At 63.0% G+C, this 12,396-nt stretch carries 11 protein-coding genes; 5 read left to right on the top strand and 6 right to left on the bottom strand.

What is annotated here, in order from left to right:
• Positions 1–129 precede the first annotated feature (129 nt).
• The 3 genes from xoxF5 (at position 130) to DTX69_RS05780 (ending at position 3,361) form a co-directional block, all read left to right on the top strand.
• Positions 130–1,932: a lanthanide-dependent methanol dehydrogenase XoxF5 gene (xoxF5, locus tag DTX69_RS05790; protein WP_119300563.1), complete on the top strand. Its 1,803-nt coding sequence runs from the start codon at positions 130–132 to the stop codon at positions 1,930–1,932.
• A 128-nt stretch (positions 1,933–2,060) separates the two neighbouring features.
• Positions 2,061–2,522 (top strand): c-type cytochrome, methanol metabolism-related, encoded by a 462-nt coding sequence (locus DTX69_RS05785; RefSeq protein ID WP_284735572.1) that lies wholly within the window; start codon positions 2,061–2,063, stop codon positions 2,520–2,522.
• An 11-nt stretch (positions 2,523–2,533) separates the two neighbouring features.
• Positions 2,534–3,361: a substrate-binding domain-containing protein gene (locus tag DTX69_RS05780; RefSeq protein ID WP_119300561.1), complete on the top strand. Its 828-nt coding sequence runs from the start codon at positions 2,534–2,536 to the stop codon at positions 3,359–3,361.
• Between the two features lie 9 nt (positions 3,362–3,370).
• Here the strand turns inward: DTX69_RS05780 and DTX69_RS05775 are convergent, their stop codons facing one another.
• The 5 genes from DTX69_RS05775 to fghA form a co-directional block, all read right to left on the bottom strand.
• On the bottom strand, positions 3,371–4,135 hold the full coding sequence (locus DTX69_RS05775) for an ABC transporter ATP-binding protein (protein WP_119300560.1): 765 nt from the start codon (positions 4,133–4,135) through the stop codon (positions 3,371–3,373).
• On the bottom strand, positions 4,132–4,911 hold the full coding sequence (locus DTX69_RS05770; protein WP_119300559.1) for an ABC transporter permease: 780 nt from the start codon (positions 4,909–4,911) through the stop codon (positions 4,132–4,134). The genes DTX69_RS05775 and DTX69_RS05770 overlap by 4 nt, the downstream gene beginning before the upstream one ends.
• Positions 4,908–5,888: an ABC transporter substrate-binding protein gene (locus tag DTX69_RS05765; RefSeq protein ID WP_119300558.1), complete on the bottom strand. Its 981-nt coding sequence runs from the start codon at positions 5,886–5,888 to the stop codon at positions 4,908–4,910. The genes DTX69_RS05770 and DTX69_RS05765 overlap by 4 nt, the downstream gene beginning before the upstream one ends.
• 108 nt (positions 5,889–5,996) lie before the next feature.
• Positions 5,997–6,617, bottom strand: a complete 621-nt coding sequence (locus DTX69_RS05760) for a glutathione S-transferase family protein (RefSeq protein WP_119300557.1) — start codon at positions 6,615–6,617, stop codon at positions 5,997–5,999.
• A 25-nt stretch (positions 6,618–6,642) separates the two neighbouring features.
• Positions 6,643–7,491: an S-formylglutathione hydrolase gene (gene fghA / locus DTX69_RS05755; protein ID WP_119300773.1), complete on the bottom strand. Its 849-nt coding sequence runs from the start codon at positions 7,489–7,491 to the stop codon at positions 6,643–6,645.
• A 337-nt stretch (positions 7,492–7,828) separates the two neighbouring features.
• Here fghA and DTX69_RS05750 point away from each other — a divergent pair, with 337 nt between their 5' ends.
• Both DTX69_RS05750 and DTX69_RS05745 read left to right on the top strand, forming a co-directional pair.
• On the top strand, positions 7,829–9,022 hold the full coding sequence (locus DTX69_RS05750) for an FIST N-terminal domain-containing protein (RefSeq protein ID WP_162916723.1): 1,194 nt from the start codon (positions 7,829–7,831) through the stop codon (positions 9,020–9,022).
• A gap of 13 nt (positions 9,023–9,035) precedes the next feature.
• Positions 9,036–11,675: a hybrid sensor histidine kinase/response regulator gene (locus tag DTX69_RS05745; protein ID WP_119300555.1), complete on the top strand. Its 2,640-nt coding sequence runs from the start codon at positions 9,036–9,038 to the stop codon at positions 11,673–11,675.
• Here DTX69_RS05745 and DTX69_RS05740 read toward each other — a convergent pair.
• Positions 11,643–12,332 (bottom strand): response regulator transcription factor, encoded by a 690-nt coding sequence (locus tag DTX69_RS05740; RefSeq protein WP_119300554.1) that lies wholly within the window; start codon positions 12,330–12,332, stop codon positions 11,643–11,645. The genes DTX69_RS05745 and DTX69_RS05740 overlap by 33 nt on opposite strands.
• Between the last annotated feature and the right edge of the window lie 64 nt (positions 12,333–12,396).

The raw sequence follows: 12,396 nt of genomic DNA, 5'->3' as shown, positions 1-12,396 counted from the left end.
ACAATAGCGAGCACCAGGAATGCTGCCGTCCGTGCGAGCGGACTGACGTGACGGCAACAAAGAGGACCACTCCGACAGGTCAAGAGAACGTTGCGGAGCCTGGACACCAATCCTTATCGGGAGGAAAAGATGGCAAGACTAAAGCCTGCTTCAGGGTACGTGCTGGCAGTTGCCGGTGCGATTTCGCTGTGGGGCGCGGAGGCCACAGCGAATGAGGAGTTGCTGAAACTTCAAGAAGACCCAAAGCAATGGGTCATGCCGCTGGGCGATTATTCAAGCACTCGCTACAGCAAGCTCGATCAGATCAACAAGGATAACGTGGGAGACCTGCAGGTCGCGTGGACGTTCTCCACCGGCGTGCTGCGCGGCCACGAGGGCGGCCCGCTGGTCGTCGGCGACATGATGTATGTCCATGCGCCGTTCCCGAACACGGTGTTCGCGCTCGACCTCACCAAGGACGGGCAGATCGTTTGGAAGTACGAGCCGCAGCAGGATCCGAACGTCATTCCGGTTATGTGCTGCGACACCGTCAATCGCGGCGTTGCCTATGGCGACGGCAAGATCTTCCTGCACCAAGCGGATACTAAGCTGGTCGCGCTCGATGCCAAGACCGGCAAGGAAGTCTGGAGCGTCGCCGACGGCGATCCGACCAAGGGCGAGACCGGAACCTCCGCTCCGCTGGTGGTGAAGGACAAGGTCCTGATCGGCAATAGCGGTGGCGAGTTCGGTGTGCTCGGCAAGATCACCGCTTACAACATGAAGGATGGCTCGATCGCATGGCGCGGCTTCTCGGCCGGTCCGGACAAGGACATGCTAATCGATCCGCAGAAGACCACATCGCTCGGCAAGCCGGTTGGCGCAGATTCTTCGCTGAAGACCTGGGAAGGCGATCAGTGGAAGATCGGCGGTGGCACGACCTGGGGTTGGATGTCGTATGATCCGGAGTTGAACCTGGTCTATTACGGCACCGGCAATCCCAGCACCTGGAACCCGGTACAGCGGCCGGGCGACAACAAGTGGTCGATGACCATCTTCGCACGCGATGCCGATACCGGCATGGCAAAGTGGGTCTATCAGATGACGCCGCACGACGAGTGGGACTATGACGGCGTCAACGAGATGATCCTGGTCGACAAGGAGGTCAATGGTCAGGAGCGCAAGCTGCTGGTCCACTTCGATCGCAATGGCTTCGGCTACACGCTCGACCGCGACACCGGCGAATTGCTGGTGGCGGAAAAGTTTGATCCGAAGGTGAACTGGGCGACCAAGATCGACCTCGAGACCGGCCTGCCGGAGCGCGTGAAGGAGTACTCGACGGAAGCTAACGGCGAGGATGTCAACTCGAAGGGCATCTGCCCGGCGGCGCTCGGCAGCAAGGACCAGCAGCCGGCGGCGTACTCACCGAAGACCGGCTTGTTCTACGTGCCGACTAACCACGTCTGCATGGACTACGAGCCGTTCAAGGTCGCCTACACGGCCGGCCAGCCCTATGTTGGCGCGACCTTGAGCATGTATCCGCCAGAGGGTGACGACCATCTCGGCAACTTCATTGCCTGGGATGCGACCACGGGCGAGATCAAGTGGTCGGTGCCGGAGCCGTTCTCGGTGTGGAGCGGCGCGTTGGCGACGGCCGGCGACGTCGTGTTCTACGGCACGCTGGAAGGCTACCTGAAGGCGGTCGATGCCGAGACCGGCAAGGAGCTCTACAGCTTCAAGACTCCGTCCGGCATCATCGGCAACGTCAACACCTTCGAGCATGACGGCAAGCAGTATATCGCAGTCCTGTCGGGCGTCGGCGGCTGGGCCGGCATCGGCATGGCGGCGGGCTTGACCGAAGACACCGCCGGCCTTGGCGCGGTGGGTGCCTACAAGGCGCTGTCCAACTACACGGCGCTGGGCGGCACCATGACGGTGTTCGCGCTGCCTGAATAGCGGCGCTTGCGACGATCGGGCGGGCGGCGGCAGCTTCTCGCCCGATCTTTTTGCCGGTCGGAACGATGAAACGAAACGCGTACCAAAGTGGGGCTTTGATGCAACCTGATTGGCGTTGGCGTATTGCCTTGGTAACCGGACTCACGCTTTGCGGCATCGTGGCCGCGCAGGCGCAGGAGAATGTGGCGGCTGCGCAAGAGGAGGAGAAGCCTTATCACGTGGCCGGTGACGGCACTGTTGACTGGCCGACCTTCAGCGGGTTCCGCCGCTATAACAGCGTCTGTCACACTTGTCACGGTCCGGACGGGGTGGGTAGCACCTTTGCTCCGGCTTTGGTGGAATCGATGAAGCGTCTCAATTACGAGCAGTTCATGGAGATTGTGGTCAACGGCAAGCAGGACGTGAACACAGCCGTGCAGAAGAAGATGCCGGCCTTCGGCACCGACCCCAACGTCATGTGCTATCTCGACGATATCTACGCTTATCTCAAGGCCAGGTCTGACGGCGTTGTCGGCCGCGGTCGGCCGGCAAAGCATGCCGACAAGCCACCCGAGGCGGCGGAAGCCGAAGAAGCCTGCATGGGCGGTTAGCCGGCGCGACCATGGCGCTCAAGAGCCTCTGTATTCTCGCCTTGGCCGTCGCCATACCAGCGGCGGCTCCCATTGCTACGTGGGCCGCTGATCAGCCGGAGGCCGTCGATCGTTCCGTTCTCAGGGTCTGTGCCGATCCAGGCAACATGCCTTTCTCCAATGTGAAGGGCGAAGGTTTCGAGAACAAGATCGCAGAGTTGCTTGCTGCCAAGCTTGGCGTCGACGTCAAATACACCTGGTTCCCGCAGGCAATTGGCTTCCTGCGCAACACGCTGCGCGCACGCCGCTGTGACTTGGTAGTCGGCATGGCCAGCGGCGCCGAAATGGTGCTCAGTACGAATCCCTATTACCGCTCGACTTATGTAATGGTCACGCGCAAGGCCGACGGCATCACCGCCGACCGCCTGGACGATCCGGAACTGAAGTCGCTGAAGATCGGCCTGATCGCCGGCACGCCACCCGCGAGCGTGGTAGCTCAGAACGGCCTGATGGCGCATGCCAAGCCGTACGATCTGATGGTCGACACGCGCCACGATTCCCCGAGCCGTCGCATGGTAGAGGATCTGGCGACGGGCACCATCGACGTGGCGCTGCTCTGGGGGCCGCTCGGCGGTTATTTCGCTGCGGAGCACGGCGATGCGCTCACCGTCACACCCTTGGTACACGAAGCAAAATCCAGCCGTATGGACTATTACATTGCGATGGGCGTGCGTCCCGGCGAGACACGCTGGAAGCATGACATCGAGAAGCTGCTCGCCGAGAACAAGGATCAGATCGCAGCGATCCTGCGCGAGTATCACGTGCCTGTGCTGGACGTACGGGGAAACCTCATTCAATAGCGGTTTAGCTCACGCGGCTGAGTGCGCCTTGGGCACCCCGGTCTCGGGAGAGTCCGGCCTTGGCCAAGTGTGGGTCATGCGCCGGAGGTCCTCCAGCACTGCGGACACGGCGCGATCATTGCGCAGCCGCGGGGCCGGCGGTGGCAAGGCGCAATCGGCCACGATCCTGCCTTCGTCTGGCGACAGGATGAGAATGCGGGTGGAGAGCTCCGCCGCCTCGGCCAGATTGTGCGTCACCAGCAACGTCGTCGTGCGATGCTCGCGCCAATAGCTGTTGAGCAGTCGGCGCATCCGTTCCGCCAGCGCCGTGTCCAGCGAGATCAGCGGCTCATCCAGCATCAGGAAATCGGGCGCGATCAGCAGCGCACGCGCCAGCGCCGCCCTCCGCTGCATGCCGCCGGACAACTGGCTGGGCAGGGCGTCTTCATTGCCCGCCAGCTCGACCTCCGCCAGCAAGGCCCGGGCGCGCTCCGCTTGGTCGGAGCCGCCGACCAGCAGCAGATTGTCGAGGATGCTGAGCCAAGGCACCAGGCGCGGTTCCTGGAACACGATGCCGAGCCGCGGTCGGCCTTCGCCCTGCCACGTGACGCGGCCCGCATGGGCTATATCGAGCCCGGCGATGATCCGCAGAAGTGTGGTCTTGCCGGCACCCGACGGGCCGACCAGCGACACGAATTCGCTCTTGGCAATGGTCAAGTCGATGCTGCGCAGAACATGCCGCGCAGCGGGCTCGGTAAAGTCGCGCGTCACGCCGTTCAACAGTAGTCCGGTCATGCCCGCCGCCAGCGCCCGAGCCGACGGTCGATCGGCTGCAGCAGGAAGGTCTCGATCGCGATGACCGCGCCGATGAAAGCCAGCGAGTAAGCAAGGATGCTGGCGATGTCGAAGAAGTTGAAAAAGGTACGGATCTGGAAGCCGACGCCGTTCGGCCGACCCAGCAATTCCACCACCAGCACGATCTTCCACGTCAGGGCGAGTCCCGCCCGCGCCGCCGCCATCAGGCTGGGCGCCAGCTGGGGCAGGATGACCCGAGTGAGGATGCGCCCCGGCCGCACGTTGAACACCTGGGTCATTTCGAACAGCGAGCGGTCCAGCGCCTTGGTGCCTTCGCGCACGATGGCAGCGACTGTCGGCACCTTGTTGATAGTGACCGCGAGGATCGCGGCCACTTCCGTGAGCCCGAACCACATGTAGCAAAGCACCATCGTCACCAGCGCCGGCAAATTCAGCCCGACGATGAGCCAGCCATTGAAGATCTGATCCAACGCGGTTGAGCGGCCGAGCAGGATGCCGATGGCGCTGCCGATCAGCATGGCGAGGGCGAACGCGACAGCCACGCGCGCCAACGTAACGGCAACGTGAAAGATGAGCTCACCACGCATCAGCTCGGCATAGCCCGCGTGCAGCGTGGCAAGAGGGGAGGGCAGGAGCGCGGGATCGGCAATTGCGGTCGCAGCCGCCTGCCACAGCGCCAGCAGCACGATCGCCGAGATCAGCCGGCTCCAGCCCGCGCCCAGTCGAATCGGAGCCGCGCTGACCAGCCGGTTCATTTGAGATAGCCGGGCCAGAAGGTACCCTCCGGCAGTGCCTCGAGGTTGCCGACCGAGCCGGGATCGGCCGCGCGCATCACCGCAAAAGCACTCTCGGCGGCCGCGATGTCCTTGCGCTCGTAGCGGCCGGGAATGCCGTCGCGATATCCGTCCCTCAGCGCCTGGAAGGTCGCATCGTCCTCCGCATCCATGATCGGGCGCAGTTTCTCCCACAGCGCATCGTCTGACTTGAGCAGGGCCTTGGCCTCATATGAAGCGTCTATCAGCCCTTTCGCGAGTTCAGGGTTCGCGGCGGCCCATTGCTCGCTGAAGACCCAGCCGAGCAGAGGCGGATCGGCCTCGAGCCCGAGGTCCGGCAGGATGTCACGGATCGAAATCACCGGCACGAAGCCCTTACCCTTGAGCCGCGCGTTGAAGTGCCAGAAGTTGAGGACCGCATCCAGCTTGGCGCGCTGCACCAGCTCGTTGAGCAGCGGCGGTGCGGCGAACTGGACATCGGCCTTATCCTTGAGCTCGAGGTCGGCGGTCTGGCGCGCATAGGCCTGCAGCAGCACCCAGCTCTTGTCGCTCGGCCCACCGGCGACGCCGATGCTGCGGCCTGCCAGATCGGCCACTGTCTTGATGCCTTTCGCGGGGTCGGCCATCACCGCGCCGACGGAACGGGAGAAGGGCACGAAGGTGAAGTTGTGGCCCAGCTTGCGCTGCATGGCGACCCAGATCCAATCGGTGACGATGACGTCCACCTCGCCTGATTGCAGGGCGATGCTGGTGGCATCCTTGTCGGCAAAGTCGACGCGCGTCAGCTTGAATCCATGCTTCTCATCCAGCCCGTCCGAGATGACCTTCAGTTCCCAATTGACCGTGCCGAACTTGAGCGTGCCGACCTTGATGGCCGGCGCTTCGGCGGCGATCGCCTGCACTGCGGCAAGCAGCAGCGCGAAGCACACAAGGAGCGCGTATTTCACGACTCTCAACATGACGACAGCCTTCCAATCGCGCAAACAAGGCTCCCCTTCCTCCACAAGGGTGGAAGGAGTTCAGCGAGTAATCCTTCGCAGATGCGCTTCATGCGAGGCAGCCTCCTGCTACGCGGCGACCGCGCCGATCATCGGGATGCCCGGCATCGGGATGAAGCCCGGAATCTGCCTGATGCGGTCGATCCAGCGCAGGATGTTGGGATAGGGCTTGAGGTCGATGCCCGCTTCGCCGGCCATTGCGACATAGGGGAAGCAGGCAATGTCCGCGATCGTCGGATGACCGAGCTCCAGGAACTCGCGATCGGACAGATGGGCATCGAGGATCCGAAAGGCGGCGATCGCGCGTTCCTGCAGCGCAGGCAGGTCGAACGGATAGTTCAACAGCTTGACCAGTCGGGCCCCCGCAGCGGCCATCAGCTCGTTCCCGCCGAAGGAGAGCCATTGCATGATCCGGCCCATCGAATCCGGTGCGTCGGGGAACCATGTGTTCGACCGGTCATATTGCCGGGCGATATAGACCAGGATGGATTGCGCGTCCCGCAGCTGGACGTCGCCATCCTCCATCACCGGGATTTCGCCGAGCGGATTCAGCTTCAGGAAACGCTCGGTCTTGTGCTCCTTGCCGACGAAATCGACCGGGATCCGCTCGCACGACACTTTCAGGATGTTGAGCAGCAGCCGCACCTTGTAGCAGCTTCCAGACAGCTCGAAGTCATATAGCCTGATCATCTGTGCCTCCCGTTGCGCCGGGCCCTCATCCTGCTTCGCTCATCTGCCTTGCATGATGCCGGATATGGTCGGCGATGAAGGTCTGGATGAAGTAATAGCCGTGGTCGTATCCCTGGTGCCGGCGCAGCACGATGGATTGGTTGGCCTGCCGGCACGCTTCCTCGAACAGGTGCGGGTGCAGCTGTTCGGCCAGATACGGATCATCGAGCCCCTGGTCGATCAGGATCGTCGTCGACAGCCTGGCGCGCTGCACCAGCTCGCTGGCGTCGTAGTCGCTCCAACGCGCCCGATCCTCTCCCAGATAGCCGGTGAAGGCCTTGCTACCCCATGGCGATCGGCTTGGCGCAGCAATCGGTGCGAAGGCGGACACCGACTTGTACTGACCGGGATTGCGCAGCGCGGCGACCAGCGCTCCGTGACCACCCATCGAATGGCCGAAAATGCCCTGCCGCTCCGGATCGATCGGGAAATTCTCCGCCAGCACACGTGGCAGCTCCGACGTCACGTAGCTGTACATCCGCCAATATTCCGACCATGGCGCCTGCGTGGCATCGACATAGAAGCTGGCGCCAAACCCGAAGTCCCAATCGGCATCGGCGCCGGGCGTGCCGGTGCCGCGCGGGCTGGTATCCGGCGCGGCAAGTGCAATGCCGGTCTCGGCCGCGAACCGCTGGCCGCCGGCTTTGAGGACGAAGGTCTCTTCGGTGCAGGTAAGGCCGGCGAGAAAATACAGCACCGGCACAGTGGCCCTGGAGGCTGCGGGCGGCAAATACAACGAGAACCTCATGGTAACGCCGCATTCCTCCGACGGATGGCTGGCAAAAATCTGCCATCCGTCGAAACAATGGTGCCGGGAGGTCTCGCTGACATTCATATCTTCGGGCCGTCGCATTGGATGGGACCTCTCCGGCCGCGGCCTGAAGGCTCAAAATTGCAGAGTCCCGGGTGTCGGACGACCTCTGTTCGAGCTGCAGCGCGCGTTCCCATCCTCCGCGCTCCTCTTATTGCGTGAGCGTCCATTTGCCGGGCACAGTAGCGCGCGGCGCGAGTGGATATTGGCCGTCTGCCCTGGTCGAATGTTAACGAGAAGTTCCGGCGCTTCGAAATTGGACTTTGGATCGAAGCGAATAGAGCCGATAATGGAGCCCTATCCATCGTCGAGTGCCGACGGCCGCAAACGTAGAAATCAGCCGCGTTCTGGGAGGAAAGGCATGTCACTCGCGTACAAGGAGACGCCTGCGCCCGATACCGCCGGGCACCGCTGCATTCGCTGGGCCCTTCAGGATGACAGCATGGGGAACACGCCGAAGGAGATGGTGTACGCGATCCTGGACTCCTTCGCCGGCGTGAAGTCCGAGCTGGTCATGCTGTTCTGCTCGCCGCAGTTTCACATTGCAGAGGTGGCTGCGGCGGTCGGCGAATACGATCTAGACGCCACGGTGGTCGGCTGCACGACGGCGGGCGAGATCACGCCGCTCGGCCACCGCCGCGGGTCGATCATCGGCGTCAGCTTCGAAACCGAGCATTTCGCAGCGTCCGTGAAACCGATCGAGCGTCTGTGCGACTTCGAGATCGCCGCCGGTTTTGCCACGGCCCGCGCGCTGCTGGCTGAGCAAGAATTGATCCAGCAGCGCCTGGAGACGCCCCACACCTTCGCCATGCTCATCAATGACAGCCTCGCCATGCGCGAGGAGGCGATCGTCAGCGCCTTCGGCGCGGCCCTCGGCCATGTGCCGCTGGTGGGCGGATCGGCGGGCACCAGCCCGACCGTGCGCGAGCCCAACATGTTCCTCAATGGCCGCGTGCTGGAGAACGCCGCGCTGATGCTGCTGATCTCCACCGATCACGACTTCCGAGTGTTCCAGACCCAGCATTTCAAACCGTTGGACCTGAAAGTGGTGGTGACCAAGGCCGATCCAGCCAACCGCATGGTCATGGAGATCAATGCCGAGCCGGCTGCGAAGGAATATGCACGCCTGCTCGGCCTCAGGCGCGAGGACTTGACCCCCCAGGTCTTCGCCGCCCATCCGCTTGTGGTGCGTGCCGGCGGGCGACATTATGCCCGCGCGATCCAGCAGGTGAACGAGGACGACAGCTTTCATTTCTTCTGCGCGATCGACGAAGGCATCGTGCTCAGCATCGCCGAAAGCGGCAACCTGGTGGCCGATCTCGAATCGCTGTTCGTGCGCCTCAATCACGATCTGGGCCCGGTCGAAGCGGTCCTCGGCTTCGATTGCATCCTGCGCTACATCGAGATGGAACAGGGCCAGATGCTCGGCGACATCTCGCGTCTGCTGAATGCCAATACGGTGATTGGCTTCAACACCTATGGTGAGCAGTTCGGCACCATGCATATGAGCCAGACCTTCACCGGCATTGCGTTCGGCACGGCGCTGGCGAAGTAGCGGAGGTCTTCAAATGGCCGCCGACAGCGCACCAGCGGACGAGTTGACCGAACTCCGCACCAAGGTCGCGAAGCTGACCGAGATCAACCGCGCGCTGATGCAGCGGGTCGAGCACGGCCTCGACCTCCATGGCAACGCCTATCATCTGTTCCAGGCAGCGATCCTGCTGGACCGCATGGTGCGCGACCGCACGCGCGAACTGGAACAGGCGTTGGAGGCGGTCGCCACCTCCAATCGCGAGCTGAACGAAGCGGCGGTCGTCAGCATGACGACCCAGAACCGCTTGCAGGACGCGATCGACAGTATCTCCGAAGGATTTGCGATCTTCGATCCGGAGGACCGGCTGATTCTGTACAATCGGCGCTTCACCGATTTCTGGCCCGGTCTGGCGAGCGAAATCCGCACCGGCGTCACGTTCCAGGAGCTCATCCGCATCGCGTTCGAGAGCGGCTGCATCACAGCGCCGGACGGGCAGAGTGCGGACGCCTGGATCGTCGATCGCAGGCGCCAGCGAGAGAATACCCGCCGCCATGGCTCCGACCGATGGGTCTATGCCCAGTCCAGCGGCCGCTGGGTCCAGGTCAACGACCGGCGGTCGATCGAAGGCGGTTTGGCGTCCATCTACACCGACATCACCGACGTCAAGGATGAAGAGCGGCAAGAACGCGAGCGAGCCCTGGCCGAGCGCTCATTGCATCTGCAGGCGACGCTGGAGAGCATGTCGATCGGTGTCGCCGTGTTCGACAAGGATCAGAGATTGGTCACCGCCAATCGGCAATATGGCGAATTGCTTAGCCTGCCTGCCACCTTGCTGACACCCGGCGCTTCGTTGCGTAGCTTCCAGCGATTCAACGACCTGCGCGATGTGTCGGAGCTTGGCACGGCCTCGCCGATCATCACGACCCATGGCGGCCCACCGGCGGAAGTCTCGGTCAATGGCCGTTGGTTCTCGATCAAGAGCGATCCGATGCCGGACGGCGGCTTTGTCGTCTCCTATGCGGAGATCACGGATCGGCGCCAGGCGGAAGAAGCGCTGCATGACAGCGAAGCGCGCATCCGCCTGTTCGCCAATGCCATGCCTACGATGATGTGCTACATCGACGATCAGGAGCGCTATCAGTTCGTGAACCGCGCCTATCGTGCCGCTTTTGCGCGCGATGGCGGCAAGCTGGTCGGCCGCAAGATCCGTGCCGTTCTCGGCGAAGCCGAGTACAACTTCCGCCGTGCCTATATCGAGCGTGCGCTGGCCGGTTCGACCAGCGTGTTCGACGTCACACTTCCTTCGGCCGACGGCGAGCCACGCTTCGGTCTTGCCACCTATGTGCCGCATCGCAACAGCGCCGGGCGCGTGGTCGGTTTCTTTACTCTGATCCAGGACATCACCGAGCGCCGGCGCACCCAGCATATGCTGGAAATGGCGAAGGAGGATCTGGAACGGCGGGTCTATGAACGCACCGCTAGCTTGCAGGAGCTGAACGAAGCCCTGGTGCGCGAGGTGGAGGAAAGGCGCCGCATCGCGCGCGAGCTACGCTCCGCCAAAGTGGAAGCAGAGCTTGCCAATGCCAGCAAGACTCAGTTCCTGGCCGACGCCAGCCACGATCTGTTGCAGCCGCTGAACACGGCGCGCCTGTTCATCGCCTCGATCCAGGGCAGCAAGCTGCCGCGGCGCACCGCGGAATATGTGGAGAAAGTGGATCGCGCACTGGTCAATATCGAGGACATCCTCAACATTCTGCTCGACATTTCCAAGATGGAATCGGGCCGGGTCAACGTGCAGGTAGGACCGGTGTCGCTCTCGACGGTCATGCAGTCGCTGCGCGACGAAATGACGCCTTTGGCGGAGCGCGCCGGACTCGAACTCGCAGTCGTGCCGACCTCGCTCACGGTTCGAACCGATGTCCGCTTGCTGCGGCGCTTGCTGCAAAACCTCCTCACCAATGCGTGCCGCTACACGCCAGAGGGCAAGGTGCTGTTCGGCGTTCGCCGGCACGGCAGCGTCGCGGAGATCCAGATCGCCGATACCGGCATCGGGATTCCCAAGGACAAGTTCGATGAAATCTTCGCGGAATTCCGCCGCCTGGCCGATCTTGCCGGTGGCTCCAAGGGCTATGGCCTCGGCCTTTCCATCGTGCGCCGCATCAGCCGCCTGCTGGATCACCCCGTCCAGGTTCGCTCTCAGGTCGGGAAAGGGTCGGTCTTCTCGGTCCGCGTCCCGTTGGCCGAAACCGTTGCACAGTCGCGTCCGGCGCAGGCGCTGCGCGTTCCGCGCCACACGGCGATCGACGGCGTCCGTGTTCTGGTGATCGACAACGAGTCCCAGGTGCTGGAAGGCATGGTCAGCCTGCTCGACACCTGGCGCTGCCGCGTCATCGCGGCCTCCGATACCGAAGGCGCCCTCTCGGAGCTCGACCGGACGGGAGAGAAGCCGGAATTACTGCTGGTCGACTATCATCTCGATCATGGGCGCGTCGGCACCGAGGCGATCAATGCCATCCGCCGGCGGGTACAAACCGGCATACCGGCGGCGATCATCACCGCCGACCACAATCCCGCGATCCGGGAGGACGTGCGCAAGGTGGAAGGTGTCAGCCTGCTGCTGAAACCGATCAAACCAGCGCGGCTACGCGCGCTGATTGCTTCGGTCCGAGAGTGAAGCCTGGCGACAGTATTTCTGATACAGGATGACGGCCTGGGTCCGGCGTGAGACGCCGAGCTTTTGCAAGAGGCTTGAGACGTGTGCCTTGACCGTCGTCAGCTGCACGTCGATGGCATAGGCGATCTGCTTGTTGAGCAGGCCCTGGGCCATCAGCTCGAGCACCTTCCATTGCTGATTGGTGAGCAGCTCGAACCGGCAACGCATGGCGTCGTCCAGTTCCTCCGTCTCATCCTGCTCTTCGTTCCGCGCACTGACCCCGACCAGCCGCTCATCCGGCGCGAAACTGCCGCCCTCCAGGATGGTCTGGATCGCATCAGCGATTCCAGCCCGCGGCAGGGACTTGGGGATATAGCCGATGGCGCCGGCATCGAAGCATTGCTGGACCACCATGCTGTCATCGAGAGCGGAGATGACCGCGATCGGGATGTCCGGCCGCCGGCGGCGCAGCGTCCGCACGCCTTTGACCCCGCTCATGCCCGGCATGCGCAGGTCCAGCAAGACCAGATCTATGTCGTTTGTATGAGCGACCTGATCGATCGCCTCGGTCATCGAGCCGGCTTCCAGCACGCCAACCCGGTCGAACATGGTGCGCAGTGCATCCGCAATCGCTTCGCGAAATAGCGGATGGTCGTCAGCCACCAGCACGGTTGTCATACGGCGCTGTTCCTCCCAAGCGGCGCTCCCCGCGCACGCCGAATTATTTGTCTTTTTTCTTATT

Source organism: Dongia deserti (assembly GCF_003574735.1).
GTDB classification, from domain to species: Bacteria; Pseudomonadota; Alphaproteobacteria; order Dongiales; family Dongiaceae; genus Dongia_A; species Dongia_A deserti.
Note: the sequence above shows the minus strand (reverse complement) of the source record. Positions and strands in the feature narration are given on the sequence as shown.

Coding starts and splice junctions, on each gene's coding strand:
- xoxF5 (WP_119300563.1), top strand. CDS start 130: ATGGCAAGACTAAAGCCTGCTTCAGGGTACGTGCTGGCAGTTGCCGGT.
- DTX69_RS05780 (WP_119300561.1), top strand. CDS start 2,534: ATGGCGCTCAAGAGCCTCTGTATTCTCGCCTTGGCCGTCGCCATACCA.
- DTX69_RS05775 (WP_119300560.1), bottom strand. CDS start 4,135: ATGACCGGACTACTGTTGAACGGCGTGACGCGCGACTTTACCGAGCCC.
- DTX69_RS05770 (WP_119300559.1), bottom strand. CDS start 4,911: ATGAACCGGCTGGTCAGCGCGGCTCCGATTCGACTGGGCGCGGGCTGG.
- DTX69_RS05765 (WP_119300558.1), bottom strand. CDS start 5,888: ATGTTGAGAGTCGTGAAATACGCGCTCCTTGTGTGCTTCGCGCTGCTG.
- DTX69_RS05760 (WP_119300557.1), bottom strand. CDS start 6,617: ATGATCAGGCTATATGACTTCGAGCTGTCTGGAAGCTGCTACAAGGTG.
- fghA (WP_119300773.1), bottom strand. CDS start 7,491: ATGAATGTCAGCGAGACCTCCCGGCACCATTGTTTCGACGGATGGCAG.
- DTX69_RS05750 (WP_162916723.1), top strand. CDS start 7,829: ATGTCACTCGCGTACAAGGAGACGCCTGCGCCCGATACCGCCGGGCAC.
- DTX69_RS05745 (WP_119300555.1), top strand. CDS start 9,036: ATGGCCGCCGACAGCGCACCAGCGGACGAGTTGACCGAACTCCGCACC.
- DTX69_RS05740 (WP_119300554.1), bottom strand. CDS start 12,332: ATGACAACCGTGCTGGTGGCTGACGACCATCCGCTATTTCGCGAAGCG.